Origin of the sequence: Bacillus sp. FDAARGOS_1420 (genome assembly GCF_019344915.1) — a bacterium.
In the GTDB taxonomy this organism is placed as follows: domain Bacteria; phylum Bacillota; class Bacilli; order Bacillales; family Bacillaceae_G; genus Bacillus_A; species Bacillus_A mycoides.
On record NZ_JAHWJB010000002.1, the window covers coordinates 1,633,887 to 1,660,007 of the forward strand.

Consider the following 26,121-nt stretch of genomic DNA (forward strand, 5'->3'; position numbering starts at 1 on the left):
TCTTATAATATTGTTACTACGATGAAATAAGGCTAATAATTAGTTAACTTAAAAATTAAATTCAGATAGGAAGAGGATAATGAAGACCAGAGATAATTATAAAATTATTGTGATTGGCGCTGGGACTGCAGGACTATCTTCTACTGCACATTTGTTACGAAATGTATCCCTATTGAAAGAAAGTATAGCTATTATCGATTCATCTAAAAAACATTACTTCCAACCACTATGGAGTTTAGTTGGGGGAGGAATTGTTTCAAAGGAATGTACGATGCGTGATCAAGAATCACTTATTCCAAAAGGAGCAACGTGGATTCCTAAAAGTGTTGTTAAGTTGTTTCCAAATCAAAATAAGATACTTTTAGATGATGGAATGCTACTTGAATATGAGATTCTTATTGTAGCAGCCGGTATACAAATAAATTGGGGTGGTATTAAAGGCTTAAAGGAGTCTATTGGGACTAATGGGGTTTGTAGCAATTATTCTTATAAATATGTTGATTCTACTTGGAGAGAAATTGAAAAATTCAAAGGAGGAAATGCGATTTTTACCCACCCCAATACTCCTATTAAATGTGGTGGCGCCCCACAAAAAATTATGTATTTAGCAGAAGAGTATTTTTGTAATGGCGGTTTGAAAAACAGAAGTGAAGTAATGTTTTATTCTGCGAACGCTAACATATTTCAGGTACCGCGTTATGCTGAAACATTAGAACAAGTACTAGAAAGAAAGCAAATTATAACGAACTATAATAAAAACTTAGTAGAAATTATCGCTGAAAAGAGAGAAGCAATTTTTGAAGATACGCAAACACTGAAGCGAGAAACAGTACCATATAGTATGATACATGTTGTTCCACCAATGGGGCCACCTAACTTTATTAAAGAAAGTGAGATAAGTGATCATCAGGGGTGGGTAGATATAAGTCCTTATACTTTGCAGCATGTAAAATATAAGAATATTTTTGGACTTGGAGATTGTACCAATTTACCTACATCTAAAACTGGAGCGGCAATTCGAAAACAAATACCTGTCTTAAAACAAAATATTTTGGACGTACTTAATGGAAGAGACTTGCAGGCTAATTATGATGGGTATACATCCTGTCCGATTGTTACAGGATATAAAAGTCTTATACTCGCTGAATTTAACTATGAACATGAGCCTCAAGAAACGTTTCCGTTTAATCAAGCGAAAGAACGGTATAGTATGTTTTTACTTAAAAGGTATATGTTGCCCTATATGTATTGGAATTTGATGTTGAAAGGGATTCTATAAGGAAAGATAGAGAGTTGTTGTAACAACCGAGAAGTAATTTGAAATAAGCATTTGGAGGGAATAGCTATGCTTTTAAAATATTTTTATGATGAAAAATTAGCTCATGCTTCCTATTTAGTTGGTTGTCAGAAGGAAGGCGTAGCAATTGTTATTGATCCCAGCCGCTATATAGAACAATATATAGAATTTGCTAAGAAAGAGGGAATGGAAGTAATTGCTGCGGCTGAGACTCATATTCATGCAGATTTTCTATCTGGGTCTAGAGAACTTTCCCTTCTTTTTAATGCAAATTTATATGTATCAGATGAAGGAGATAGTGATTGGAAATATCAAAATCTTAACGAGGGCCGATACAATTTGGTTAGAGAGGGAACAGAGTTTAAGGTTGGTCATATAAAATTCAATGTCATTCATACCCCAGGGCATACGCCTGAAAGTATTTCCTTTTTAGTAACCGATACAAGTCAAAATAATTATATGAATGATAAACCGATAGGAATATTCACAGGTGATTTTATATTTGTAGGAGATATAGGTAGACCCGATTTATTAGAAATTGCTGTTGGTATTAAAGATACCGCAAAAATAGGAGCGAAACAATTATTTGATTCTATACAAAAAATAAAAATACTCCCCGATTATTTGCAAATATGGCCATCACATGGTGCAGGAAGTGCATGTGGAAAAGCATTAGGAGCAATTCCAACTTCCACATTAGGTTATGAAAAGATGTTTAATTGGGCGTTTCAATGTAATGATGAAGATAATTTTATATCGAATTTATTGACGGGACAGCCAGAGCCTCCAAAGTATTTTCCATTAATGAAGCATTTAAATAAGTATGGTCCACCAACTCGTAAGAAGAGAGAGATTACTGCTATTTATATAATAGAAGAACTTCAAGAAGTGATGAGGGGTGTTCAGCAAATAGTTGATATAAGGGATGTAGAGTGTTTTGCTGCTGGCCACATCGAGAAGTCAATTAACATACCTTATAACAATTCTTTCACAACTTGGTGTGGGGAGATATTAGATTATAAAAAAGAAACTTTAATAATTTTAGATGCGGAAAATGTTAAAGTGGAGGAAGTTATTAGAGACTTTGAGTCCATTGGCTTAGATAATATTATTGCTTTTGCACCTTCAAAGGTAATTCAAAGATTCCATAGTTTAGAGATTTATAAGGAAAAAACATCAAATGAATTATATCCGTTAATAAAAGATGGAAGTGTAAAGGTTATCGATGTGCGTAGTAAAAAAGAGTGGGATGAAGGACATCTTCATGATGCAATACATATCACTTTAGGTAATCTACTTGAACGGCTAGATGATGTACCGAAAAATTGTCCAATAGTTTTACAATGTCGAACGGGGTTACGTTCCGCTATAGCAGCTAGCATTTTACAAAAAGCTGATATAAAGAAAGTAGTTAATTTAAAGGGGGGATTTCTTACGTGGAAAAAAGAAGGGCTCCCCTATACAACATGTAATCAAGAAATTTGAAATATATCAAAAGAGTCAAATGGAAAGAAAATAGAATCATTTGAAATAATCTAAGGGGATAAATAATAAAATTCAATTGCTATCAGTATGGGATATATAAACTAAAAATGATTTATTAAAGCCGCATTAAACGATAAAATTAAGCACAAATATGCTGATGTGTATCTATTCTATCAAAGTACATAAAACTAAAACTAAGACTAAGATATTCGAACGAACTCAAAAAGCCGAAACCCCTTAACTTAGGAATTTCGGCTTTGATAATGGTATCTGGCATGTTTACTGCAATAGAGTTATAAGTTCTTAAATTCCTTAAATTAGAAACTTGTACTTGATTACCGTAGTTAAATTGTTGCCCTTTTAAAAGAACTGGTTAGAGAAAAAAGAAAAATCTATTGGTTAGCATTTAACCGAAAGATTTTTCTTTGAATTAGCGTCTTTTACATCATAATTATTGAGGAAGGGAAATTCGACTGAGAAATGCTGTCAAATAAAAGAATAGGCTAATCTAATTTCTAATGGTCCCAGTATCTTTTATTTTGACGTGTGTTTTTACAGTTATTTTAGCCTCTGCTAACGCTTGCAACCAATCTCCTTTTAGTTTTTTCCACTCGTTATATTGAAAAGCTCTAGCATATAAGGATAATCCGATAGGATCAATTTTATTCTTTTGTAATTCATACAACATATTTTGTAATTTCTTATTAATTTCTTTTTGAACCTCATTTTCTAAATTATGTATGTTTTTTTTATTATCATAATGCTCCTTAATTAAATGTGCGTTAGTTTTTTCTATTACAGCTACATTAGCGTTTATATCGAAATTAAATACAAACTTTCCTTTTTGAAAATTAACATCTATTTTCCTAGTCGCATTCTGTATTAATATAGAAGTGTTTGGTTTTTGGCTGGATTTTTTAGGTGGAAGCGCAAGGTGTAGTATCATCCGGCCTTTATTTTTGGGCTTATTTAAAAGATTGAAGAACTTAACATTTTTTTTAGGGATACGGCTTAAATATTTACCTTGTCGATCTAAAAGTGCAATTCCTACCGTGTCGATTTCATTCTTTGTTTTTTTTATAACTGGAACAGCTTGTGTCATTCCTTCTTCATTTTTTTCTCTCATTAATTGTTGAATCGTGGAAGAAACGGATTGATTATTTTGAATGGAGGATTCGATTACACTACTTATGTAAGATGGTAGTGATGGTTTATCGGGCTTATTAATTGTGAAAATTTCTTCTACAGGTCCATCAACAAGTACTACTTTAGCATTAATGGTAGCGTAAGGATCACGGTAAGAAGAATCAAGCTCCTGCATCCAATTTGCTTCTTGGGCCAATTTTTTCCCAATTAAAATGATTTCAGCTTTTGAGGCTGTCATATAGCCCGTTAACTTCGTATCTATTTTACTGAATCCATTATATACAGTGGATGCCCGCGCCCATTGCTCTATAGTACTTCTTTGCTGTTTATGATGAAAGAGTGGTATGCTTGTGCCCACTTTTATGTCTCCATTAGAAGTTCTATCTAAGGCGATTAACAGGATTAATGAAACCTGTTCAAGAGGGATTTTTTGACTACAACCGATTAAACATACACAACAAGTTACAATCCATATCCATTTTCGAATCAAAGTTGTTTCCTCCTAGTTAACCAAGTGAAAAGAATGCTGTATGCGAAAAAAAAGATTGGTAATAGAATAAAAAAAATGATATTTAAGATATCCATAAGAGAATATATAAACAAATATTGATCCACGTCGGGATTTAGAAAAATAAATAAGCCGACTATTAAAAACATAAAACTAACGAGCACCCAATTGCGAGCATTTTTTTGAAGTGAAATGGTCACAGATTCAAAACTGAAAAATAAATACGGATATATTGTAGTAGAAAATACAATCAAATAGTAAGCGATATATATAATTTCTAATCGTTCTATGAATGAAAAACGAACCCCTTTTAACAAATGAAATACTGGCCAAATTACGTCTTTTATCCCCTCCGGACTAAAGTATATATAAGAAAGAATAGTCACATATAGATAGAAAAACATGGTTCCAGTATTCGCTATTAGTATTCCTTTTATGGCTTTTTGTTTTTTTTGTAAGAACGGATAAATAAAATATGCAATTTCTAAGCCAGCATAAGGGGTAATTGTTTCTTTTGTTGCCTTTACAATAGGGGATATGCCATCTTTAAAAATAGGTAGTAGGTGTAAAGGATTGTAGTTACTCTTTAATGAAAAAAGAAGAAATAGTGGCATCCAAGCAGTGAAGAAGAAAACAAGCATAGAATAACTAGTAAGAGCCCTTATCCCACTCAATGATAAAATAATAAAAGGCAATAGTAATAATATGGCGATTTGATAAGCAGGAGTGGAAGGGAATATCCACACTTTTATAATGTCAGTTGCCTTTAATAAAGTATTAAAACCAGCAAAAAATAGATAAAAGGCATATAAAAGAAGAAAAATTGTTCCTAGCCATTTACCAAAGTATGTTTTTAAAATCTGTGAGAAATTTTTGCTAGGACTTTTTTGTAACATTAATACAATAAATACGCCAATTATAGAAGTAACCATCCATCCCAGAATGATAGAAATCCAGCCATCTGTGCCAGCGGTAGTAGCAAGTGGGCTTGGCATAATTAACATACCTGATGCAAGTTGCAGTGAATGGATGAAAACAATAAATTCAAATAAAGTTATGTTTTGAAATTTAAGATTCCCCATGCGAACCACCTTCTTTTTTCTTTTTTTGTTCCGGCTGTCCTGTACTCGAGCGGGTGGTGATCATGGAAATAGGAAATCTTACAAAAGAATCTTTTAACTCTTGGAGACGAAATGGTGCAATTGGCAATCCATATGGTGAACCATAGGAAGTTAATGAAACAAAATGAGCAAATAAGAGCATTAATCCACTAACAATACCTACAATCCCATAAAAATAGGCTAATAACATCATTGGAAAACGAATAAGCCGAATACAACTTGATAAATCATAATTAGAAACAATAAATGATGCAATGGCGGTAATAGATACGATAATAACCATAACGTTACTCACAAGACCAGCTTGAACAGCCGCCTGCCCAATTACAATCCCTCCAACAATTCCAATTGTTTGTCCAATTGGTTGTGGTAAGCGAATACCAGCTTCACGTAGCATTTCTAGTGTGATTTCCATTATAAAAGCTTCCAATAAAGGAGAGAAAGGGACTTTAACTCTTGACGTTGCAATAGAAGTGTATAGATCTAAAGGAATGATTTCAAAGTGAAAAGAGACTATAGCAATATAAATTGCGGGTAAAAAAATAGCTATAATAAATCCTGCAAATCGTAATAAGCGAAAAAATGATGCAATGAGCCAATGTATATTATAATCATCTGGAGTCTGAAAAAATCCAATTAAATTCATTGGGACAATCATCGCACCAGGAGATCTATCAATTAACACTGCTACTTTTCCATCAAGTATATGATTAGAAATGGCATCTGGGCGTTCACTTAAATAAGCCTGTGGAAAAGGAGTCCAATTTTGATCCTTTGTAAAATTAGATAGTTCTCCAATGCTCAATACCGCATCCGTTTTAATTTTACAGATTCTAGTTTCTATTTCTTGGACCACATCTTCGTTTGCTACATCCCCTAAGTAAATTAAATAGACTAAAGAAGTGGCGCGTTCTCCAATTGTCATTTTTTTAATTTTCAATTCAGTAGAAGGGATATATCGACGAATTAAGCCTATGTTTTTTGTGGCATTCTCAATAAACCCATCATGTGAGCCTTTAATAGTAACTTCTGAAATGGGTTCTTGAATCGCTCTTTCTGCCCAGCCTTTTGTATTTATTAGAAGGGACCTCTTTTCTCCTTCCATAAACAGTACACATTGTCCCTCAAGTAATCCTTCTTTAATTTCATTCCACGTATATACTATTTTGGTATGAGTAGCAATAATATTAGAATTAAATATTTGACTGTCTTCATTCACTTCTTGTAATAATGGTGTAACAACATTTCCTTTTAATGCAACACCATCTGTAAGGCCTTCAAAATAATATAGTAAAATATTCGTGTTTGTTTTTAATTGCAAGGGATGTTCAATCAAATCTGCACTAATATCAAAGATGTTATCTAATGTATTTTTAAGTTCTTTTAAGTTACTGGTTTGGATTTTTTCAATGGCTTTATCTGTCTTTGTTTCTAGGGTCTTTTCATTTAAGGACAAAATTGACACCTCTTTAATATATAACGATTAGTTGTAGTTATTATTTTTATATGTTTGAATTTTATTCACTAATTTAAACGGATGGAGATCAAGAATAACTAAAATTGAAGTACTATATTATAAATTCAATAATTGAGAGTAAAAAAGTAGATGTAATTTGTGTAGAAATCTAAGTATCAAGATAGAAGTGAAATTTGAATGATTATAATAAAAAAGAACCATTGATAGGTTCTTTTTAATAGTTGGTAAATATGTTGTCAACAATAGATGGCGATAAAGGTAGTAATTTAGATGTCTTTATGTTACTCAGCTGAATTTTGTAGGAAGAATTATTTTTTCATACCTCAATGCTCAATAAAAAAGGACATTTCATTTATTTGGGTGTTTTAGTGTATTTGAATTTTGCACGCTAACAAATTTTGTTTAGGGACAAAATGTGAAGTTTTATTCTGAAATAACAGAAAGTTAATGCGGCAAAATTCCTATTGGTAATTTGGATAGGTATCAAATATTTCTTTGGCCTTATTTTCTTGATATGACCGTACGTTTATATGTTTCTAAGGGAAAGAAATATTTTCATTTTTATTACCATCTATTGTTTGATTAAGATGGTAACACGAAAATGAAACGTTTACAACCAGAAAATAAAGAAAAAATATTAAAATGCGACTTTTTTCGACAAATATTCCTATAAAACGTTTTGTAGGAATTAGAAATAACTAAATTAGTAATAATAGCTTAATTAAAGTGAAATTCAATGAATAAGAGTCCAAAGGCATGAATTTAAATGATAAAGTTATAATTTTTTTTTTGAACTGTAAGTGTTTTACAAGTATAGTTAAACTTTAATCCAACTAGCATTTCTTCCTTTTGTCACTAGCTTAATATGGCCAAACAATTGCAAGGAATTTAAAGCCTTACTGATTGTACTCTCTGCTATGTCTGGATATGTGTTACGAATACACTCCTTAGTAAAGGGGTGTTTTTGTTTAAGGATAAAATCCTGAATTCTCTCCACTTTAGTATGCTTACATATAGAATCTAGAACTGTATTATGAAGATCTTTGTACGCCTCTAATATAATAGTTAAAAACGTTTTTAACCAAAAGCTACTATTATGTTCCTCGCAGTACCAATTTACCGAAGATTTATAAATCGAATTGTAATATTCAGATTCATTTTTCTTAATGTATTTATCCAGACATACATATTTTACAAATGTATTTCCACTCTTAATTAATAGCAATTGCATTAACATAAGTGCCAATCTGCCGTTACCCTGATTAAAAGGGACTATGCAATAAAAATTAAATATAAAACGAGCTATTAATAAAAGTGAATGATGGCCCTTACTAGAATTTAATGAGTTATATTGATCACATAATTGTTCCATTACTTGTGGAATAAGCTCATGTGGAAGAATGCGGTAACTATTTAAGTGCATTCCGTTTTCAGGAATACCTGGAATAGTAAACGGTTTTTCGCGCCATTTGGCACTGTCGGAGGTAATGTAATGTATTAATTGAAAATGTAATTCCTGTATAGTCTCTGGATTGATTAATAAATCACAGGAATTCTTATGTACAAAAGTAAGTGTTTGATAAAAACAAAAGATAGCATCTTCCGAAATATTTTGAGGTACTATATCATCTAAAATAAGTTCTTTTAATCTTTTATTAGGGACTTTTATATCTTCATAGGTAGTAGTAAAGTTTTTTATGTAATGAAGTGGTATGGTTTTTTCTAAGCTAGTAAATATATCAGGATTTTGTTCCTGATAAGCAGCTAATTTTCCTTTTAATTCACTAATTTCACTAATTATATTTAATAGTCTCCTTTTTAATTCAATATTTTTATACCTGTCATCGAAAAAATTTCTCATTTTTATTCCCCCTGTAACCCCTTAACATGCTGTTACATAAATCTTTCCATTCTAAAGATAGTTTACAACATTATTTTGAAATGACAATATATTTATTTTGATTTTGAACTTATTTTAGAATCAAAATTGTTATTTAAATTTGATTAACGAGTTAGAACTTATAATTAATCATGTTTGAATAAAGAATGAATATACACAGATAGAAAATATAGTTTGACTTAAATTCCTTTTTATGAATTTACGAGGTGAAAATATAATTTTAGAATTATTATTAGTGTAGTTTGCTGTATTATTGCTGGGAATTTACTAGAAAGTAACTAATTTTCACAAATAAAATAAAGAAATCTTAAAGAGGAATCAATAGGATCTAATTTGAATAGGCATAATCCTAACATTAAATGTGCAAATGTACAATAATTAAATGAAAAAAATATGAAAATATCGACTTTTTTCGACAAAATAAATTAAATAGAAAAACAATCTAATGTAAGAAAATTGTTGCTTTAGATGGTCTCTGCATTTCATAAATTAATATTGAAGGAATTATCAAATGATTTTTACGAGTAATAAAAGAGTAGATATATATTAAATTGTGACAATTATAAAGTTAGTATTCTCCATTTTCATTATTTAATTTAACAAATTTAATAATAGTAAGGTGACTTTTCTATATTTAATATAAGTATTTGAGGGGGTATGGTGATAAAAAGTGTCATTTTCTATATATCCATGTAGCATTTAGTACTTGTATTGCGAAATATGTTGACATAAGTTAATTTAAATATTAGGTACAGAAACATTTTAAGGAAAAGAGTCAGTATAAAAGTACCCTGAAAAACGTTTCACCCTAAAAACGTTTTTCCTCAAGAGATTTTTTCTCAGGAGCACTAAAGTTTTTTAATTTGTTTCTGTGCCTTATTAGATAAAAATAATATAATAAGTTGTTTAGAAAAGGTGAAAATTTCCCCCATTATAAAATGAACCTCATATCACTTAACGTCCGTATGGTCTAGTTAAAGTAGGAATTTAAAGAAAAGGAAAGGGCTAGCTCTAGTTATAATTAGTGCAATAAATAGGGGGCTACTCAAATTTGGTAGGAGTAATAATTACGTTTGTTGGACTAGGTGTATAAAAGTGCATACCCTTTTTGATTCAACCGATGAGGCGCTAATCAAGGATTTAATCATCTAGAATTTAGAAAGGTTAAATGTGGAACTGAATTTTCTGCTAAATTAGTAGAGACTAAAACAATCCCCTTAAATTGAATTATTCACTACTTAACGTCCTGATAGATTGTTTGAAGTGTTAGTAGGCAAATCTAAAAATAAAAAAGGATATTCTACTCTTCTTTTATGTATATAAAACAAAGTGTAAGGTAAGTTCCAGATCCAAAGTGTTTTATTTAATATTCATTCAATCTCATGCGTACTACTTTTATTTTCTTAAGAGCATGTATTTGCGTGGATGCTCTTAAGAGAATAAAATGCCTAAAAAAATAAGTATAAGCATACATTTTAAAAATTGATATATCGTATATTATAAAAAACTCCTTGTTCTTCAAATAACGAACAATACAATGTGAATGAAACTCTCAGAAGAATTTACATATAGAATTCACCTTAACTCAAAAAAACACATTTTATGCAAAATTATATTTGCTGCTATAGAAGGGTGGGGGTTAACATGACCAAAACTTGGTGTAGGTTCGTATTCCTTGTAAAATAAGTGATTCTTTACTGTTTTCTCTAGTTGTATCTATTAATGATTCATCAGGTTTCCTTCCAGTGGAAGGGACATAAGTTGTTACTACCCTTGGAAATATATTAATAAACACCCATTCAAATTTTTCGATATTTCTATTTCCAAATTCTAATGTTTCAATTGGCTTAATTGTATTTTCTCTATCAAAAAATTTTATTATGTAAAACCTTTTTGAGAGGTCACTACTATGTTCAATAGTCCAAATTAAATTTTCCATTTTCTTGATTTGCAACAAGTCCATTTCCGAAAATCCTTTCATACATAAATATAGCGAATGTTCCTATTCTATACTATATATTTTGAAATTTAAATAGTTATCTTATACGATGGGATAAAAAGAAGTTAATACTCTAAAATTTATCTTAGAAAAGGACACACCTACGCATACATATGCTATAGGTGTGTCCTTTTTTAGTTGTTTATAAGTTTCCTACAGAGTTATTGAAGTAAAGTTTCAACAGTGTCTCCGTAGTGAAGTGAGATTCATTATATAAGATTCATTTAAACCGTATATTAAGTTCATATGAATCACATATTGGAATTTTACAATATGTGTGTAAGGCGTTTCTAGAATTATATTATTTTGAAAATATAAACTTCAATATACCAAAAAGTAAGAATATTAAACCGTAATAATTTTAGAATGTACTTCTAATTAAAAGACGTGCGGAAATGCACGGATAATAAAGGAGAATTTCTTATGAAAATGTATAAAAGTGAAATGAAAAAGAGTGTAATAACTGAAGAGGATGTAGATATGTTAAAAATAATGGCACATCCAATTCGATTGCAAATTATAAACGAGTTAATTCAGTATAAAAAATGTAATGTTACACAATTGACGAAGCTTTTAAAAATTCCACAATCCACTGTTTCCCAACATTTATCGAAAATGAGGGGTAAGGTGCTAAAGGCTGAAAAAAAGGGTTTAGAGATGTACTATTATATTACTAATTTAAAGGCGAGTCAGATTGTTGGAATTTTAGGTTTGTAAATAAACAAAACTTCACATATTTCATTATAAGTAAAACGCAGAATAATCCCCCACAAATATGTGGGGGATTTCTTTTATGAAAATAATATCAGTTTTTTTGAGTAGTGACACGATGGTCACCATGTTCTAATGTGCTAATAAAAGAAAAATTTTGAAAGTGCTAAAACGCTTCATATTTTTCAATATAATTTATGTCGCAAAAATCTTTTAATTTCATCAAAAGCTAAGTGACGATGACCGGCCTGACAATGTTGTTCACCACCAGTTTTCTTAGTGAAAACTACAGAAGTGATGGAGGCTGCATTACATAGCTCCGATTCGATTTGCGGTAATCGGCTAATTGGAACGTACTGATCGTCTTCACCAGCCAGGAGCAATACTTCTTGATTTATGAACTGACCGATTCCTGCCATCGTATGTTTTTCAAAGTTTTTAAGTAAGTTAAATGGCGTTTTTTCACCTGTATTTTCCATACCTTTTTTAACTTTCCAGTTCAGGTCGATGCTGGTGGCCATCATGTGTTTAAACATGGTATTAATTTTGTCAGCTTCATTAGTAGCCAGAAGCGTGGTCAATTTATTCCAGATATTATCCGGCATGCGCATCTTGAGTGCATCAAGGCCACTATAAAAAATATTAAAGGCGATGACTTTGTCGATTCGTTTTTCAAAAGCGGCGGCACGCATTGCCAAGTAGCCGCCCCAAGAAGCTCCGAGAATACTAACACGGTCAAGTTTGAAATAGTCAATGACTGTGGAAACGGGCTTCTCCCAGTTGTGGATGAATTTTAAGCCGTTTTTCAGTGCTGTTCCTTGTCCAGGTCCATCAAAAACTATAATATTATAATTGATTCCTATGAGGTAGTTCATCATTTTCATCATTTCCTCCATGTAGGAATCGTAGCCTCCAAAGAAAAGTAGTGTATTACATGCGCCTGGTGTCATGAATTTGATTGCAGGAAGATAGGAATCTTCATAAGGAATTTGATAGGTTTCATACTCAAAGTCATGAAAGCCCTTATAAAAAGTTTCACGGTATTTTTGGTAGACTTTTTCTTTTTTTGGATCGGAGGATTCCATATAAAACTCGGCAGCCTGATAATAAACCGAAGCTAGATCGAAGTCTTTCTGATGCTCCCGCATTGCTGCATATTCTATCCAAGTGTTATACCAGCTGTCCGTGTCTGTAAGTCTTGGGATGATGGCTTGCAAATCCTGATTTGCCCGCTCATCGTCTTGATAGAAATCGTTGAAAAAACGGTTAATTTGCAAATTGAACTGTTCGTTGTTTACATACTGTTTAAACATAAAATCCCTCCTTATATTTGACTACAAGGTAAGGATAAGAGAAGTATATTAAAGAAACAACAAGCAGGAGAGGGTAAGAAGTACGAAATCGAACCATAAGGATATAAATGGTTTGATAAGCAACTTTGGGAAGGAGATTGATTATTAATGGGAGAGGATGTTCGCGTTTATAAAACGAAGAAAAATATTTCTAATACACTTATTACCCTCTTGAACGAAAAAGAGTTTGGGCGAATTACAACTAAAGATATTTGCATAAATGCTATGGTGAGTAAGTCCACATTTTACAGCCATTTTGCAGATAAATATGATCTTTTGGAAAAATTAGTGCAAAATTATGTCTGCTGGTTCAAGGAAGAAATTGAATTTCGTTTCGCCTTAATAGAGAATGGAAATGTGGCTCAAGCTATTAATATGATAACCGATAAGATCTCAGCGCGAAAAAAAGAGATTGCAACTTTACTCCATGTACGTGTTCCCTCAGCGGATTTACGTTTAGAATTAGAATCCATTTTATATAATGCCTGCTATTCCTATTTGAAAGAGCAGCAGGTTGAAGTAAGTGTGCCGATTGACTTTGTAGCTCAGTTGTATACAGCAAATGCAATGGTGTCAATCAATTGGTCGCTGAGCAACGATAAAAATCCAGATGTGGTTGAATTAATCGATAATATGCAGGGATATGTTTTTGATCTGATTTTGTCAGGTGGCGAGAGAATGTAATAAATCATGAAACCTGCTTAATAATGTAGTTATCGTGTGGGGTGTGGTTGTAAAAAATTAAGTAATCGATATTTGGATTTTTTGTGAATCTTTATTGGTTTTTTATAAACTCTTTACTACATAATGTTACAAAATAGAATTAATTTGCTTAATTTATCCCCATATCAGGTTAATAAATAAACTAAATGTGTTTATGTTATTGAACTATTAATATATTAGTAGGTGATTTGTTCGTTTATCCCTATATTGCTATTATATTAGCATAAACAATATATTGGGGGGACAAGTATGAATTTGAAGTTAACATCTAAGTTAGAAATATTAAGAAAAAGTAAAAAAGGAATTGGTGCTTGTGTTTTAGCTGTAGGGGTGACGGCAATTACAATGATTCCTCAAAGTGCATATGCACATGGGTTTGTTGAAAAGCCGAGTAGTCGTGCTGCTTTATGTAGTCAGAATTATGGAGCATTAAATTTAAATTGTGGAAATGTAATGTACGAACCTCAAAGTCTAGAAGCACCTAAAGGATTCCCAGATGGTGGACCGATTGATGGGAAAATCGCTTCGGCAGGAGGACTGTTTGGAGGGATTCTTGACCAACAAACATCAAATCGCTGGTTCAAAAACACAATAAAGGGGGGAGCAAATACATTTACATGGAAATACACAGCGGCACATTCTACAAGTAAATGGCATTATTACATTACCAAAAAGGGATGGGATCCTAATAAACCATTAACACGTGCTGAATTAGAACCAATTGGAACTGTGAAACATGACGGTTCGGCAGCATCAAATAATTTAACACATACAATTAATGTACCAACTGATCGCAATGGTTATCATGTTATTTTAGCTGTATGGGATGTAGCAGATACGTCAAATGCGTTTTATAATGTAATTGATGTAAATCTAGTAAATAATGAAGCTCCCGATACAGTAGCTCCAAGTCAACCAACTGGATTAAATGCGTCTAAAGTTTCTGCCAATAGTGTTGAACTAACATGGAAGGCCTCAAATGATAATATAGGCGTAAAAGAATATCAAGTGTTACGTAATGGAGAAGTAATTGGTACGGTACTAAGTACAACTTTTACTGATAAAAAACTAAAAGCAAATACGGAATATACCTATACAATAAAGGCATTAGACGCTGCTGGAAACATATCAAAAGAAAGTGAAAAACTAAAGGTTAAGACAACGAATGAAACTCCAGATAAAGAGGCTCCGACTCAACCAAAAGGATTACATAGTATGGGTACAACAGCGACAACTGTTGATTTGATGTGGGGTGCGTCTGAAGATAATGTAGGTGTTGATCATTATGTTGTATATAGAGAAAGCACTGGGGTTATGAATAAAATTGGGACAGCGGATAATACATCCTTTATGGATAAAGATTTAAAAACTAATACATCGTATAAATATGTAGTGACGGCGGTTGATTTAGCTGGAAATGAGTCTAGTAGAAGTGATGTTTTAACTGTAGCAACAAAACTAGAGGACTCTACTTATGAAAAATGGGATGCAAGAAAAGCATACAATAAAGGTGATAAAGTAGTACATGAGGGAAAAGTGTATGAAGCGATTCAAAGTTATCAAGGGAACGGCGATCCAAATTGGATTTTTGCACTATCGCTTTGGAAGCCAGTTTTAAATAAATGATAAGTGGAAAAGGGTAGTTATCACTTATTCTATGTGCAATACCGGAACAGGGGTGCAATTTTTACTCTTCATCCCAATATATACGAAATGAAATTATTAAAGAACCCCAATGGTATTCCATCAAAAAGGAATTCCATTGGGATTCTTTATTTTTTAATTTGTAATAGCGTATATTTTCACTGTAAATTTGTTAGTGGCACCAAGTGGGCTTGCAATATAATATTTAGCATTCGTATAAGCTTCAGTCCTAGATCCATGTGAAATATTTTTCCAACGAGTAGAATCTGTACCTAGGGAAACGTCAATCATTACATTGAAAGAGATAGAAGAAGGATGATCTTTTTCTGAAGGCTCAATAATCCATTTTAATTCCTTAGTACCTACAGGTAAACTATCAATTTTAAAGTTTTGACTGGATCGATTTTGTTGTCCGGATAAAGGGCTAGATTCGGATGAAATTTGCGAAATTAATATTTCTTTTTCATTCGAATGTATACCATTTAATTTAATGATACTATCAATTAAACCTGGACCAGGAAAATCAGCTGCGATAATACCAGAATGTTTAATTCCACCTTGTTGCAAGAGTTCGGTCCCAAGTGTATTCATTCCACCATAAAATACTTGACCATTTATATCACGAGGGAAATCTTCCCACGCATTAGTTGTAGCTTTTTGAATCATCTTGGGGTTACTATCAGTATTTCTGCTCTCTTTACCACTTGCAACAAACCAAGGATAAACATTATTTAATAATGCAGCAGCACCACCTGTGCCACTAAAATGGTTAAGATAGATTTTATCATTGTTAAAATTATTATTTGCATTTTGAAGGTGGGTTTTCACCGCATTCCATTTTTCATACATTCCGTCCGGTCCGTTTTCAATTTCAAATGTATCTTGTATATTTAAGCTATCGTAATTAACACCATATTGCTGAGAGGCTGTAAAGTTTTGTAAGACTACAATTTTCCCTCGGATGTCTCCTAGAGTAGGATTATTTCTTTTTGAAGTTGGTACAGAACTCGGATCCCAAAAATAGGAAGAATTAAGGCCTTTGTATTTATTAAGTATTTCCTCGAATGATAGTGAGCCACTTTCAGGAGTAGTTTCTTCTTTTAAGCGCATTAAAATTGTTTCTGTAGGATGATCTTTTAAAAATTGAATTGCCTCTTTTAATACATCTTCAAACATTGCTTTTTGATTTACAATCCCATGGTACATTGCAAAAGAATCTTTTACACATTTAACACGCATATCTACATATCGAATTCCGGAATTTAATTGTTGTGGTAGACTCATAGTTTGATTTCTTGTCAAATTTTCATCAAGAAAACTTGCTCCATGTAAAGCCATTGTACCGTGAGTCCCTGGAATAGATATTTCACTCAATTTTGTTGAATCTGCTACTTTCGACATCCATGCTGGGTTTTGATAGCCTATATTGGATTCATAGGAATAACCTGGATGACTATCAGCAAAAATAGTAGATGGTGTACTTAAACTTGCTAGTGTGAAACAAGTAAGGATACTAATTTTAAAAAAATTCCTCATTTTTATTTTGTTCATTTTATCTCTCCTGACTTTTAAACAATAGATATAATAAAACAAGATGATTTTTTACTACATCTATTGTTTTCATTCTTAAAGTAATGAATTTTTGTGTTTGAAAAAATCAAAATAGGGTAGGAAGTTATTTGAGATTTTAATAGTTTATTGTAATAAATTGCATCTAATAGTCAAACGGATTCTTAAAGAATTGAAGCATAGATAGGTAAAAAACAAACTTTCCGCTGTACTGTATACAAACAAAACAGAAGTCTTAAAAAAGACTTCTATTTTGTGACATATAATGAATGATAAGGTGGTTAACAAATCAAGATAATGTGACTGAGTGGTAAAAATCTATTTATAGCTGTTTCAGAATTTTTTATAACAAGGTTACTTATGAAAAATGGGACTCTGTTAGGCTAACAAAAATTAAGAAATTCTACTCATTAAAACTTAAACTAACTACAGTTGCGATAGATTGGGCTGCATGTTCCCAGCTTCCATCTATCACTTTTCCAATCTGTTGACCAAGTGCATTTAAATCATTTGGATTAACTGGAATCCCATTATACGCAGCAAGAATTGATAAAAGTGGAGCAGCAAATGGTGTCCAACCACCTCTATCAATATTAAATACAGGCTTATCTATTACCTTTCCATCTTGCACTGTAAACTCATAATAAAATTGATCATCTGGACGAAAACTTAAATGATGAGAAATTTGTCCCTTAACATATGTTTTACCGCCACCTAAATTTACTACTTCAATTGGTTTTACATTAAATTCATGCTCAAATACTTTAATTTTTTTAACTTCTGGACCATTTAAGGCAGCTTTAACTGCTGTTTCCAAATTATTTTGTGCAAATGGTTGAATACTCATCTGTGTCTCTTCTTGTTGGATAGGAGCCTCTTTTTCAGCAGCAAACACCGATGTACTTGGTAGTGCACCTGTAGCCAATGTAGCTGCAAGTGCTGTCGTCATCATGATTTTTCTTTTCATCTTCATAGTTTTCTTCCTCCCTTAAAGTTATGATATATAATTTTTTAAAGACTGACATGGGGCAATATTTTATTTCATAATGCACGAAAAAAATAGTTTAAGAATTATGTGAAATTATGTCAGAAAATTAAAGTTAATTATATATGCACTTACAATGATAGCTATCTACACACGTTTTTTCAATTTTCTAACAAATGATACAGTAATACCTTTTCATAAGGCAATTTAGTGTTTCAATTCTCTCTTTGTACGTTTTAAATAAATTAAAATCGTAGTGGTAATAATATATTTGTAATCAAATGTCGTATATACTTCGAGAAAAGTACACAATATTTTTATAAAAAACCATAGGAAATATCATGATATAGTTATCAAACTAAGTAAGATAAATGTTAATATTATGAAGATATTCCAGTGATCTGCTATAAAATTACTGAAAAATGAGCATGACATCATACACACATGCGATTGAAAAATTTTATAAGTGGCGTATAAAACTATAACAAATACTACAAATCAATTAAAAAATTTCAGTTATTCTGAATGCGAAGGGCACGTAATATTTATTGTGAACTGTAGTACTGATTAAGATTTTAGGAGGAAGTATGAACAAGAAGACTAAAAGAATCATATTAATTATTGGTATATTAGTAGGCATTAGTATCTTTTTATATTTACAAAACAATTTAATAAGTATAACTGAGGTTAAAATAACCTCTAGTAAAATTCCCTCTTCTTTTAAAGGATATAAAATACTACAAATTTCAGATTTACATAATAAAAAATTTGGTGATAATCAAGACGTTTTAATTCAAAAAGTAAAAAGCATAAATCCAGATATTATTGCTATTACGGGTGATTTAATAGACAGTAAATCGTACGATGCAGAAATGAGTATGCAAGTAATACGAGAACTTGTGAAGGAATATCCAGTATATTTTGTGACAGGAAATCATGAAAAATGGTCAGGAAAATATAACAGTTTAGAAAAAAAATTAAAGAAACAGCATGTCACTGTTTTAAGAAATGAACATGTAATAATACAAAAGGGAGGACACGAAATAAACTTGTTAGGAATTGATGATCCGGAATTTAATACTGGAGATATTGATGAAGGAAGTATTGTAAAAGATGCAATTGTAAAAGCAAAAATTGAAACGCAGCCAGATAGGTATAATGTATTATTATCCCATAGGCCTGAATTTCTAGAAGAGTATGCTGAGGAGAAAGTAGATTTAGTGTTATCGGGTCATGCACATGGGGGACAAGTTCGGTTACCTTTTATCGGGGGATTAGTTGCTCCTAATCAAGGAATACTGCCCAAATATACAGCGGGTTTATATGAACAACAAAATACGTCTATGATAGTTAGTAGAGGATTAGGCAATAGTATCATTCCGCAAAGAGTTTTTAATAGACCTGAGATTGTAGTCGTGCAGTTAAATTAATCTGTATGGCTTTTTTGTTCAGGAGAATAATTTAAAGGTAGTTTTTCTTGAGTACAAGTTTCCATTACAATTTTGTTAAAATTTTTCAAGGTTACATAAAGTAACAAAATTTGACCTATTGAGTTTGTTATAGTGTAAATAATCAAAAAACTTAAAAATTAGTCGAGTTAAAATAGTTATTATTAAGCAATATTAAAAATATAAAGGGGTGTACAAATGCATAAAGAATTTGAAATTGAAGAATATACGGCGATTGAGGAGCAAATTCATTATTATAGTACGTCTTTATTAGTAAGTCATCCTGAGCAAATTGTAAAGTATTTAGAAAAACGGTTGGAAAAGTATGCAGAAACGTTACAATATGCACATTTATATCCGGAAACGGTTATATTACCAATACAGCAAATAGTTATCGAATATTCTTTAGATGTTGCTAGAATTAGAAGGTATTTAAATTTAAAAACATAACAAAAATCGAATAATTTACAATGAAACAGAGTCGACTTTAAGAAAAGATATTCTAATGTCGACTCTGTTTCATTGATTTAGTAAATAACAGAAAAAATATGTTTGAAAAGTTTGACATATAATAATTCGAGAGTAAAATAAAAGTGAGTACTCACTCATTTTAAAGAAAAGGGGGATTTTTAGTGCAGCAACCTTCAATTATTTTACGAGATGTATCAAAAAGTTTTGGGAAAAAAGAAGTTTTGCATAACCTTTCGCTGCAAGTAGAAAAAGCAGAAATTTTTGGCTTGGTTGGACCTTCCGGATCAGGGAAAACAACACTCATTAAAATGATTGCAGGTATTAATGAGTCAACTACAGGGGATGTAATTGTTTTTAATACAAACATGCCTAATCTAAATGAAATGAAAAGAATTGGTTATATGGCTCAGGCTGATGCATTATACGAAGAACTATCGGCATATGAAAATGCAGATTTTATTGCAACGATGTATGGGTTAAAAGGTAAGCGTAAGAAGGAGAGAATCGTAGAAGTTTTTGAACTTGTGCAATTATCAGAGCATATGAAAAAGCAAGTACAGCATTTTTCAGGTGGAATGAAAAAACGTTTATCATTGGCGATAGCACTCCTTCATGAACCAGAAATATTAATTTTAGATGAGCCAACAGTTGGGATAGATCCTCTACTTCGAAAATCGATTTGGGAGAAGTTTTATGACCTTAAAAAGAAAGGAACAACTATTATTGTAACAACGCACATTATGGATGAAGCTGAATTTTGCGAACGTCTAGGGCTAATTAGAGAAGGGAATTTAGTTGCGATTGGCACACCGGAGGAATTGAAAAAACAAACATCTTCTGGACGAATTGAAGATGTCTTTATGTTAGAAGGAGTGATTGAATCATGAGAGTTAATGGTGTAGTCATCCGTATCATTCGTCAATTTTTTCGAGATAAGCGTTCTTTAGCAATGATGTTTGGGGCACCAATGTTATTACTTTGGTTATTGTCGCTAGTATTTACACAAAAAGACTATATACCGCATATTGCTGTAGTCGATGTACCTGCTCCTATAGTAAAAGTAATGAAAAATCAAGAAGCATCAATTTATGAATATAGTAAAGACAAAGCAATTTCGGAATTAGAGAAGCAAAAGGTAGATGCAGTAATTCATTTAGAAAATGGAAAAATGAATCTTCTATTAGAAGGCAGTGATTCATCAAAAAACCGTGCGGTACTTCAAGTATTGCAAAAGAGTACAGAGAAGAATGATGTATCAATGATGAAGCCTGAAGTGGATTATTTACATGGCTCTAAAGACATTACGATGTTCGATGGGCTTGGTCCCGTATTAATTGGTTTCTTTACATTTTTCTTTGTATTTATATTGTCCGGAGTATCTTTTGTAAGAGAACGTTTAAGTGGTACATTAGAGAGATTATTGTCCACACCAGTGAGAAGATGGGAAATAGTTTTAGGATATATTATTGGTTTTGGAATCTTTGCATTTATACAATCTATTATAATTGTAAGTTTTTCAGTTTATATTTTAGATTTATATGTAGCTGGCTCAATATGGCTAACGCTACTTATAACATGTATGCTTTCTTTAACTGCACTAACATTAGGCACATTTTTATCGGCATACGCAAATAATGAATTTCAAATGATTCAATTTATACCGCTTGTTATCGTGCCACAAGTCTTCTTTTCTGGGTTGTTTCCAATGGAATCCATGAATACATGGTTACAAATGTTAGGTAAATTATTTCCACTCACATATGGTGCTGACGCTATGAGACAAGTAATGATTCGGAATCAAGGGTTTACAGAGATTGCATTAGATCTTACTGTATTACTACTTTTTTCACTATTATTTGCAGTAGGAAATGTATTTGCATTAAAGAAACATCGCAAAATATAATGATGATAAAAAGGAGCACAATAAATGAAGAAGGATTGGCTGGAAGAATTAGTTGCCGCAACGAATACTGATAAACGTAATGAACGTCAAATGCGTATATTAGAGGCAGCTGTTGATATGTTTGGAGAAAAAGGGTACGCCTCAACTTCAACGAGTGAAATTGCAAAGCGAGCTGGTGTAGCGGAAGGAACAATCTTCCGCTACTATAAAACGAAAAAAGATTTATTGTTTGCAGTCGTGATGCCGACCTTAACAAAGTTTGCTGCACCATTTTTCGTACAAGCCTTTGCAAAAGAAATATTTAAAACAGAGTATGAATCGTATGAAGTGCTTTTAAGAGTAATAATTCAAAATAGATTTGAATTTGCTAAAAAGCACTTTCCAATGATAAAAATATTAATTCAAGAAGTACCATTTCAGCCGGAACTAAAAAGTGAAATACAACAATTAATAGAAACAGAACTGCTTGTACATTTTAAAAAACTGATTGCAAAGTTTCAAGAAGAAGGGGAAATTATTGAACTTCCGCCATCTTCCGTATTACGTCTTACTTTATCAGCTGTATTAGGGTTGCTCTTAACGAGGTTTTTATTATTGCCGGAAGAGAAATGGGACGATGAAGTGGAAATTGAAAATACGATTCAATTTATATTGTATGGACTAACGCCACGGAGGTAATGTGATGCGACAATTTGCTAAACCGATAATTGTTGTAAGTAAATGTTTAGAATTTGATGCCTGTCGTTATAATGGAGAGATGGTTCCAGATTTAACAATTCGAAACTTGCAGCCATTTGTTACATTTATACCTGTATGTCCTGAAGTAGAAATTGGTTTAGGGACTCCTCGTGAAACGATACGTATTGTAGAAAAAAATGGAGCGAATATGCTTGTACAGCCGTCAATACAAGAAGATGTAACTGAAAAAATGAATGAATTTTCAAATGCATTTTTACAAACATTACCTGAAGTTGACGGTTTTATTTTGAAGAATCGTTCGCCAAGTTGCGGAACTCGTGATGTGAAAATCTATTCTGGTTTTGAAAAAGGGCCAATAAAAGGAAAAGGAACTGGATTATTTGGCGGAGCAGTAATAAAAAAATTTTCGCATCTTCCAATTGAAGAAGAAGGTAGATTGTCGAATTTTATTATTAGAGAGCATTTCTTTACAAGATTGTTTACAATCGCGCATTACAAAATGATTAAACATACTAAAAACATAAAAGAACTCGTAGCGTTTCAATCAGATTATAAGTATTTATTTATGGCATATAATCAGGTGAAACAAAAAGAATTAGGGCGTATTATTGCAAATCAAAAAAATGAAACAATGGAAGTCGTATTTGATAACTATGAGAAGACTTTATATGAATTATTTATGCGCGCGCCTCGCTATACATCGAATGTAAATGTATGTGAGCACATTTTCGGATATTTTAAAACAAAGCTAAAAAAACAAGAAAAAGATCATTTTCTAGAACTGATACAAAAATATGCAGAAAAGAAAATACCACTTAGTAGTTTGCTTACAATTTTAAAATCATGGGCCATTCGATTTGATGAAAAGTATTTATTAAGACAAACATATTTTGAGCCATACCCTGAAGGGTTAGTAGAAATTTCTGATTCGGGAAAAGGTAGAGATTATTAAACAATAAATTACATAATTCGACACAAAACCTCCTATGTTGTTGTAGAACAATGTAGGAATTTTTTTGTGCATTGGTACAGAATCTGTTTTAAAATTAAGTTATGACAGAATTATAGCAATTGTCTAACTAATATTCGTGTCTTTTAAGAAGTAATGTTTGTAGTAGAAACTCGCACGCTGTCGAAACTCAATATTCGATAAGGGGTGTGTAGCGGAATGGAATTTACTCTAACTCGCGAAAAACAAATGATTAAAGAAATGGTACGTGACTTTGCTGAAAAGGAAATCGCACCGAAAGCTGTATATTATGACAAAACTGCGGAATTTCCATATGAAACATTTCAAAAAATGGGCGAACTAGGATTGTTAGGTATCCCATTCCCGGAAGAGTATGGAGGTTCAGGTGGCGATACGTTATCGTACGCGTTAGCTGTTGAAGAGATTGGTCGTGCTTGTGGTGGAACAGGTTTAAGCTATGCTGCAACAATTTCATTAGGTGCTTCTCCAATTTATTATTTCGGTACAGAAGAACAAAAACAGAAATTTTTAGTTCCAATGGCGTCAGGTAAAACGTTAGGTGCTTTCGGATTAACGGAGCCAAATGCTGGATCTGATGCAGGGGGCACACAAACGAAAGCAATTTTAGATGGTGATGAATATGTTATTAGTGGTGAAAAGTGCTGGATTACAAACGCAGAGTATGCAAACACAATTATTGTAACCGCTATCAACGGTTTTGAAGACAATGGTAAAAAACGTATTTCTGCATTTATCGTACCGACTACTAGTGAAGGATTAACGATTTCAAGCCCTTACGATAAGATGGGTGTTCGTGCTTCTAATACTTGTGAAATCGTACTTGATGGTGTACGTGTACCGAAAGAAAATATTCTTGGTGATGTAAATAAAGGATTTAAACAATTCTTATATACACTTGATGGAGGACGTATTTCAATTGCAGCATTAGCAGTAGGTATTGCACAATCTGCATTTGAACGTGCATTACAATATGCGAAAGAACGTCAACAATTTGGAAAACCGATTTCTAATTTCCAAGCGATTCAATTTAAATTGGCTGATATGGCGACTGAAGTAGAATTAGCGCGTAATTTAGTACATAAAGCAGCTTGGTTAAAAGATAACGATAAACCTTTCGGTAAAGAAGCGGCTATGGCAAAGTTGTTTGCATCTGAAGCTGCAAGTCGTATAGCAAATCATGCAGTACAAATTCATGGTGGATATGGCTATATGCGCGAATATGAAGTTGAACGATATATTCGTGATGCAAAACTGTTAGAAATTGGTGAAGGAACTTCTGAAATTCAACGTCTCGTAATTGCAAGACATTTAGGATGTAGATAAAAAGGAGGAGTCACTATGTTTCAAAAAATATTAATTGCTAATCGCGGGGAAATCGCAGTTCGTATTATGAAAACTTGTCAAAAACTTGGCATTCGTACCGTTGCTATTTATTCTGAGGCTGATGAAAATGCCCTTCATGTAAAATTGGCAAATGAAGCTTACTTAGTAGGCGGTCCACGTGTCCAAGAAAGCTATTTAAACCTTGAAAAAATTATTGAAATAGCTAAGAAGACAAATGCTGAAGCAATCCATCCGGGGTACGGATTATTATCAGAGAATCCATCTTTTCCGATTCGCTGTAAAGAAGAAGGAATCGTATTTATCGGTCCTTCAGAAGAAATCATTACTAAGATGGGAAGTAAAATTGAGTCACGTATAGCGATGCAAGCAGCAGATGTGCCAGTAGTTCCAGGCATTACTACAAATATTGAAACTGCTGAAGAAGCAATTGAAATTGCGAAACAAATTGGTTATCCATTAATGCTTAAGGCATCCGCGGGCGGCGGAGGCATTGGAATGCAGTTGATGGAAACTGAGCAAACGCTCACCAAAGCATTTGAAAGTAATAAAACAAGAGCGCAAAATTTCTTTGGTAACGGAGAAATGTATTTAGAGCGCTATATAGCAGATGCACATCATATTGAAATTCAGCTTTTAGCAGATACACATGGTAATACAGTGTATTTATGGGAACGCGAATGTTCAGTGCAGCGCCGAAATCAAAAAGTAATTGAAGAAGCACCTTCACCATTTTTAGATGAGGGTACACGAAAGGCTATGGGAGAAGTTGCTGTACAAGCTGCTAAAGCACTTGGTTATACAAATGCAGGTACAGTTGAGTTTCTTGTAGATGATCAAAAGAACTTTTATTTCTTAGAAATGAATACGAGATTACAAGTAGAACATCCAGTTACAGAAGAAATTACTGGGTTAGACTTAGTTGAACAACAATTACTTATCGCATATGGTGAGAAGCTATCATTTACACAGGATGATGTAAAACGTAGTGGTCATGCCATTGAGGCTCGTATTTATGCAGAAGATCCGAAAACATTCTTCCCATCACCTGGGAAAATTACAGATTTAACGTTACCAACAAATATACGTATTGATCATTTTTTGGAGAATCAAGTAACGATTACACCTTTCTATGATCCAATGATTGCGAAAGTAATCGCTCATGGTGAAACTCGTGAAGAAGCGATTTCAAAATTGAAAATTGCACTAGAAGAGTTAAAAGTAGAAGGTATTAAAACAAACACACCAATGTTACTGCAAGTACTCGGAGACGATGTGTTCAAAAGTGGTATTTATACAACAGGTTTTGTAACGAAACAACTTGTTAAAAAATAAGAGTTATGAATATTAA

Annotated in this window: 21 protein-coding genes; 13 read left to right on the top strand and 8 right to left on the bottom strand. The window is 32.4% G+C overall.

Annotation, left to right across the window (positions count from 1 at the left end; all coding sequences use genetic code 11):
* The first annotated feature begins 79 nt into the window (after positions 1 to 79).
* Both I6L50_RS18600 and I6L50_RS18605 read left to right on the top strand, forming a co-directional pair.
* Complete coding sequence (locus tag I6L50_RS18600; protein ID WP_088293788.1) at positions 80 to 1,279, top strand: NAD(P)/FAD-dependent oxidoreductase; 1,200 nt, start codon at positions 80 to 82, stop codon at positions 1,277 to 1,279.
* 66 nt (positions 1,280 to 1,345) lie between these two features.
* Complete coding sequence (locus I6L50_RS18605; RefSeq protein WP_215560422.1) at positions 1,346 to 2,782, top strand: MBL fold metallo-hydrolase; 1,437 nt, start codon at positions 1,346 to 1,348, stop codon at positions 2,780 to 2,782.
* A gap of 508 nt (positions 2,783 to 3,290) precedes the next feature.
* Here the strand turns inward: I6L50_RS18605 and I6L50_RS18610 are convergent.
* The 5 genes from I6L50_RS18610 to I6L50_RS18630 all read right to left on the bottom strand — a co-directional run bounded on the left by I6L50_RS18610 (position 3,291) and on the right by I6L50_RS18630 (position 10,897).
* Positions 3,291 to 4,418, bottom strand: a complete 1,128-nt coding sequence (locus I6L50_RS18610; RefSeq protein ID WP_219302295.1) for a Ger(x)C family spore germination protein — start codon at positions 4,416 to 4,418, stop codon at positions 3,291 to 3,293.
* Positions 4,415 to 5,518, bottom strand: a complete 1,104-nt coding sequence (locus I6L50_RS18615) for a GerAB/ArcD/ProY family transporter (RefSeq protein WP_002085467.1) — start codon at positions 5,516 to 5,518, stop codon at positions 4,415 to 4,417. The genes I6L50_RS18610 and I6L50_RS18615 overlap by 4 nt, the downstream gene beginning before the upstream one ends.
* Positions 5,505 to 7,013, bottom strand: a complete 1,509-nt coding sequence (locus I6L50_RS18620; protein WP_219302296.1) for a spore germination protein — start codon at positions 7,011 to 7,013, stop codon at positions 5,505 to 5,507. The genes I6L50_RS18615 and I6L50_RS18620 overlap by 14 nt, the downstream gene beginning before the upstream one ends.
* A gap of 838 nt (positions 7,014 to 7,851) precedes the next feature.
* Positions 7,852 to 8,895 carry a Fic family protein gene (locus tag I6L50_RS18625; RefSeq protein ID WP_219302297.1) on the bottom strand — a complete coding sequence of 348 codons (1,044 nt, stop codon included), beginning with the start codon at positions 8,893 to 8,895 and terminating at the stop codon, positions 7,852 to 7,854.
* A 1,678-nt stretch (positions 8,896 to 10,573) separates the two neighbouring features.
* Complete coding sequence (locus tag I6L50_RS18630; protein ID WP_002085464.1) at positions 10,574 to 10,897, bottom strand: hypothetical protein; 324 nt, start codon at positions 10,895 to 10,897, stop codon at positions 10,574 to 10,576.
* 459 nt (positions 10,898 to 11,356) lie between these two features.
* On the opposite strand from I6L50_RS18630, the gene I6L50_RS18635 reads away from it, so the two are divergent.
* A complete protein-coding gene (locus I6L50_RS18635; RefSeq protein ID WP_219302298.1) occupies positions 11,357 to 11,650 on the top strand; it encodes an ArsR/SmtB family transcription factor in 294 nt (97 codons plus the stop codon).
* 179 nt (positions 11,651 to 11,829) lie between these two features.
* On the opposite strand, the gene I6L50_RS18640 is transcribed toward I6L50_RS18635, so the two are convergent.
* A complete protein-coding gene (locus I6L50_RS18640) occupies positions 11,830 to 12,957 on the bottom strand; it encodes an alpha/beta fold hydrolase (RefSeq protein ID WP_219302299.1) in 1,128 nt (375 codons plus the stop codon).
* Between the two features lie 147 nt (positions 12,958 to 13,104).
* Between I6L50_RS18640 and I6L50_RS18645 the strand changes: the two genes are divergently transcribed.
* On the top strand, positions 13,105 to 13,680 hold the full coding sequence (locus I6L50_RS18645) for a TetR/AcrR family transcriptional regulator (RefSeq protein WP_219302300.1): 576 nt from the start codon (positions 13,105 to 13,107) through the stop codon (positions 13,678 to 13,680).
* A 288-nt stretch (positions 13,681 to 13,968) separates the two neighbouring features.
* Positions 13,969 to 15,345, top strand: a complete 1,377-nt coding sequence (locus tag I6L50_RS18650; protein WP_219302301.1) for a lytic polysaccharide monooxygenase — start codon at positions 13,969 to 13,971, stop codon at positions 15,343 to 15,345.
* A gap of 153 nt (positions 15,346 to 15,498) precedes the next feature.
* On the opposite strand, the gene I6L50_RS18655 is transcribed toward I6L50_RS18650, so the two are convergent.
* Together I6L50_RS18655 and I6L50_RS18660 are read right to left on the bottom strand one after the other, a co-directional pair.
* Positions 15,499 to 16,914: a phosphatidylinositol-specific phospholipase C gene (locus tag I6L50_RS18655; protein ID WP_219302303.1), complete on the bottom strand. Its 1,416-nt coding sequence runs from the start codon at positions 16,912 to 16,914 to the stop codon at positions 15,499 to 15,501.
* Between the two features lie 421 nt (positions 16,915 to 17,335).
* Positions 17,336 to 17,905, bottom strand: coding sequence for a hypothetical protein (locus tag I6L50_RS18660; protein ID WP_002016999.1), 570 nt, complete (start codon positions 17,903 to 17,905; stop codon positions 17,336 to 17,338).
* Positions 17,906 to 18,504: 599 nt separating this feature from the next.
* Between I6L50_RS18660 and I6L50_RS18665 the strand changes: the two genes are divergently transcribed.
* The 8 genes from I6L50_RS18665 (at position 18,505) to I6L50_RS18700 (ending at position 26,105) form a co-directional block, all read left to right on the top strand.
* Complete coding sequence (locus I6L50_RS18665) at positions 18,505 to 19,347, top strand: metallophosphoesterase (RefSeq protein WP_219302304.1); 843 nt, start codon at positions 18,505 to 18,507, stop codon at positions 19,345 to 19,347.
* Between the two features lie 216 nt (positions 19,348 to 19,563).
* On the top strand, positions 19,564 to 19,815 hold the full coding sequence (locus I6L50_RS18670; protein WP_002017002.1) for a hypothetical protein: 252 nt from the start codon (positions 19,564 to 19,566) through the stop codon (positions 19,813 to 19,815).
* Positions 19,816 to 19,997: 182 nt separating this feature from the next.
* Positions 19,998 to 20,723 carry an ABC transporter ATP-binding protein gene (locus tag I6L50_RS18675; RefSeq protein WP_002032219.1) on the top strand — a complete coding sequence of 242 codons (726 nt, stop codon included), beginning with the start codon at positions 19,998 to 20,000 and terminating at the stop codon, positions 20,721 to 20,723.
* Positions 20,720 to 21,739: an ABC transporter permease gene (locus I6L50_RS18680; RefSeq protein WP_002085449.1), complete on the top strand. Its 1,020-nt coding sequence runs from the start codon at positions 20,720 to 20,722 to the stop codon at positions 21,737 to 21,739. The genes I6L50_RS18675 and I6L50_RS18680 overlap by 4 nt, the downstream gene beginning before the upstream one ends.
* 24 nt (positions 21,740 to 21,763) lie before the next feature.
* On the top strand, positions 21,764 to 22,417 hold the full coding sequence (locus tag I6L50_RS18685) for a TetR/AcrR family transcriptional regulator (protein WP_002065518.1): 654 nt from the start codon (positions 21,764 to 21,766) through the stop codon (positions 22,415 to 22,417).
* A gap of 4 nt (positions 22,418 to 22,421) precedes the next feature.
* The gene (locus I6L50_RS18690; RefSeq protein WP_219302306.1) at positions 22,422 to 23,390 is read left to right on the top strand and encodes a YbgA family protein; all 969 of its coding nucleotides are present in this window, start codon (positions 22,422 to 22,424) and stop codon (positions 23,388 to 23,390) included.
* A gap of 216 nt (positions 23,391 to 23,606) precedes the next feature.
* Complete coding sequence (locus I6L50_RS18695) at positions 23,607 to 24,752, top strand: acyl-CoA dehydrogenase (protein WP_002032227.1); 1,146 nt, start codon at positions 23,607 to 23,609, stop codon at positions 24,750 to 24,752.
* A 15-nt stretch (positions 24,753 to 24,767) separates the two neighbouring features.
* Complete coding sequence (locus I6L50_RS18700; protein WP_002136442.1) at positions 24,768 to 26,105, top strand: acetyl-CoA carboxylase biotin carboxylase subunit; 1,338 nt, start codon at positions 24,768 to 24,770, stop codon at positions 26,103 to 26,105.
* The last annotated feature ends 16 nt before the right edge of the window (positions 26,106 to 26,121 follow it).

What these genes read in the sequence shown, in the direction of transcription:
- I6L50_RS18600 (WP_088293788.1), top strand. Translation starts at nt 80, where the DNA reads ATGAAGACCAGAGATAATTATAAAATTATTGTGATTGGCGCTGGGACT.
- I6L50_RS18605 (WP_215560422.1), top strand. Translation starts at nt 1,346, where the DNA reads ATGCTTTTAAAATATTTTTATGATGAAAAATTAGCTCATGCTTCCTAT.
- I6L50_RS18615 (WP_002085467.1), bottom strand. Translation starts at nt 5,518, where the DNA reads ATGGGGAATCTTAAATTTCAAAACATAACTTTATTTGAATTTATTGTT.
- I6L50_RS18625 (WP_219302297.1), bottom strand. Translation starts at nt 8,895, where the DNA reads ATGAGAAATTTTTTCGATGACAGGTATAAAAATATTGAATTAAAAAGG.
- I6L50_RS18630 (WP_002085464.1), bottom strand. Translation starts at nt 10,897, where the DNA reads ATGGACTTGTTGCAAATCAAGAAAATGGAAAATTTAATTTGGACTATT.
- I6L50_RS18635 (WP_219302298.1), top strand. Translation starts at nt 11,357, where the DNA reads ATGAAAATGTATAAAAGTGAAATGAAAAAGAGTGTAATAACTGAAGAG.
- I6L50_RS18640 (WP_219302299.1), bottom strand. Translation starts at nt 12,957, where the DNA reads ATGTTTAAACAGTATGTAAACAACGAACAGTTCAATTTGCAAATTAAC.
- I6L50_RS18645 (WP_219302300.1), top strand. Translation starts at nt 13,105, where the DNA reads ATGGGAGAGGATGTTCGCGTTTATAAAACGAAGAAAAATATTTCTAAT.
- I6L50_RS18650 (WP_219302301.1), top strand. Translation starts at nt 13,969, where the DNA reads ATGAATTTGAAGTTAACATCTAAGTTAGAAATATTAAGAAAAAGTAAA.
- I6L50_RS18655 (WP_219302303.1), bottom strand. Translation starts at nt 16,914, where the DNA reads ATGAACAAAATAAAAATGAGGAATTTTTTTAAAATTAGTATCCTTACT.
- I6L50_RS18660 (WP_002016999.1), bottom strand. Translation starts at nt 17,905, where the DNA reads ATGAAGATGAAAAGAAAAATCATGATGACGACAGCACTTGCAGCTACA.
- I6L50_RS18665 (WP_219302304.1), top strand. Translation starts at nt 18,505, where the DNA reads ATGAACAAGAAGACTAAAAGAATCATATTAATTATTGGTATATTAGTA.
- I6L50_RS18670 (WP_002017002.1), top strand. Translation starts at nt 19,564, where the DNA reads ATGCATAAAGAATTTGAAATTGAAGAATATACGGCGATTGAGGAGCAA.
- I6L50_RS18680 (WP_002085449.1), top strand. Translation starts at nt 20,720, where the DNA reads ATGAGAGTTAATGGTGTAGTCATCCGTATCATTCGTCAATTTTTTCGA.
- I6L50_RS18685 (WP_002065518.1), top strand. Translation starts at nt 21,764, where the DNA reads ATGAAGAAGGATTGGCTGGAAGAATTAGTTGCCGCAACGAATACTGAT.
- I6L50_RS18690 (WP_219302306.1), top strand. Translation starts at nt 22,422, where the DNA reads ATGCGACAATTTGCTAAACCGATAATTGTTGTAAGTAAATGTTTAGAA.
- I6L50_RS18695 (WP_002032227.1), top strand. Translation starts at nt 23,607, where the DNA reads ATGGAATTTACTCTAACTCGCGAAAAACAAATGATTAAAGAAATGGTA.
- I6L50_RS18700 (WP_002136442.1), top strand. Translation starts at nt 24,768, where the DNA reads ATGTTTCAAAAAATATTAATTGCTAATCGCGGGGAAATCGCAGTTCGT.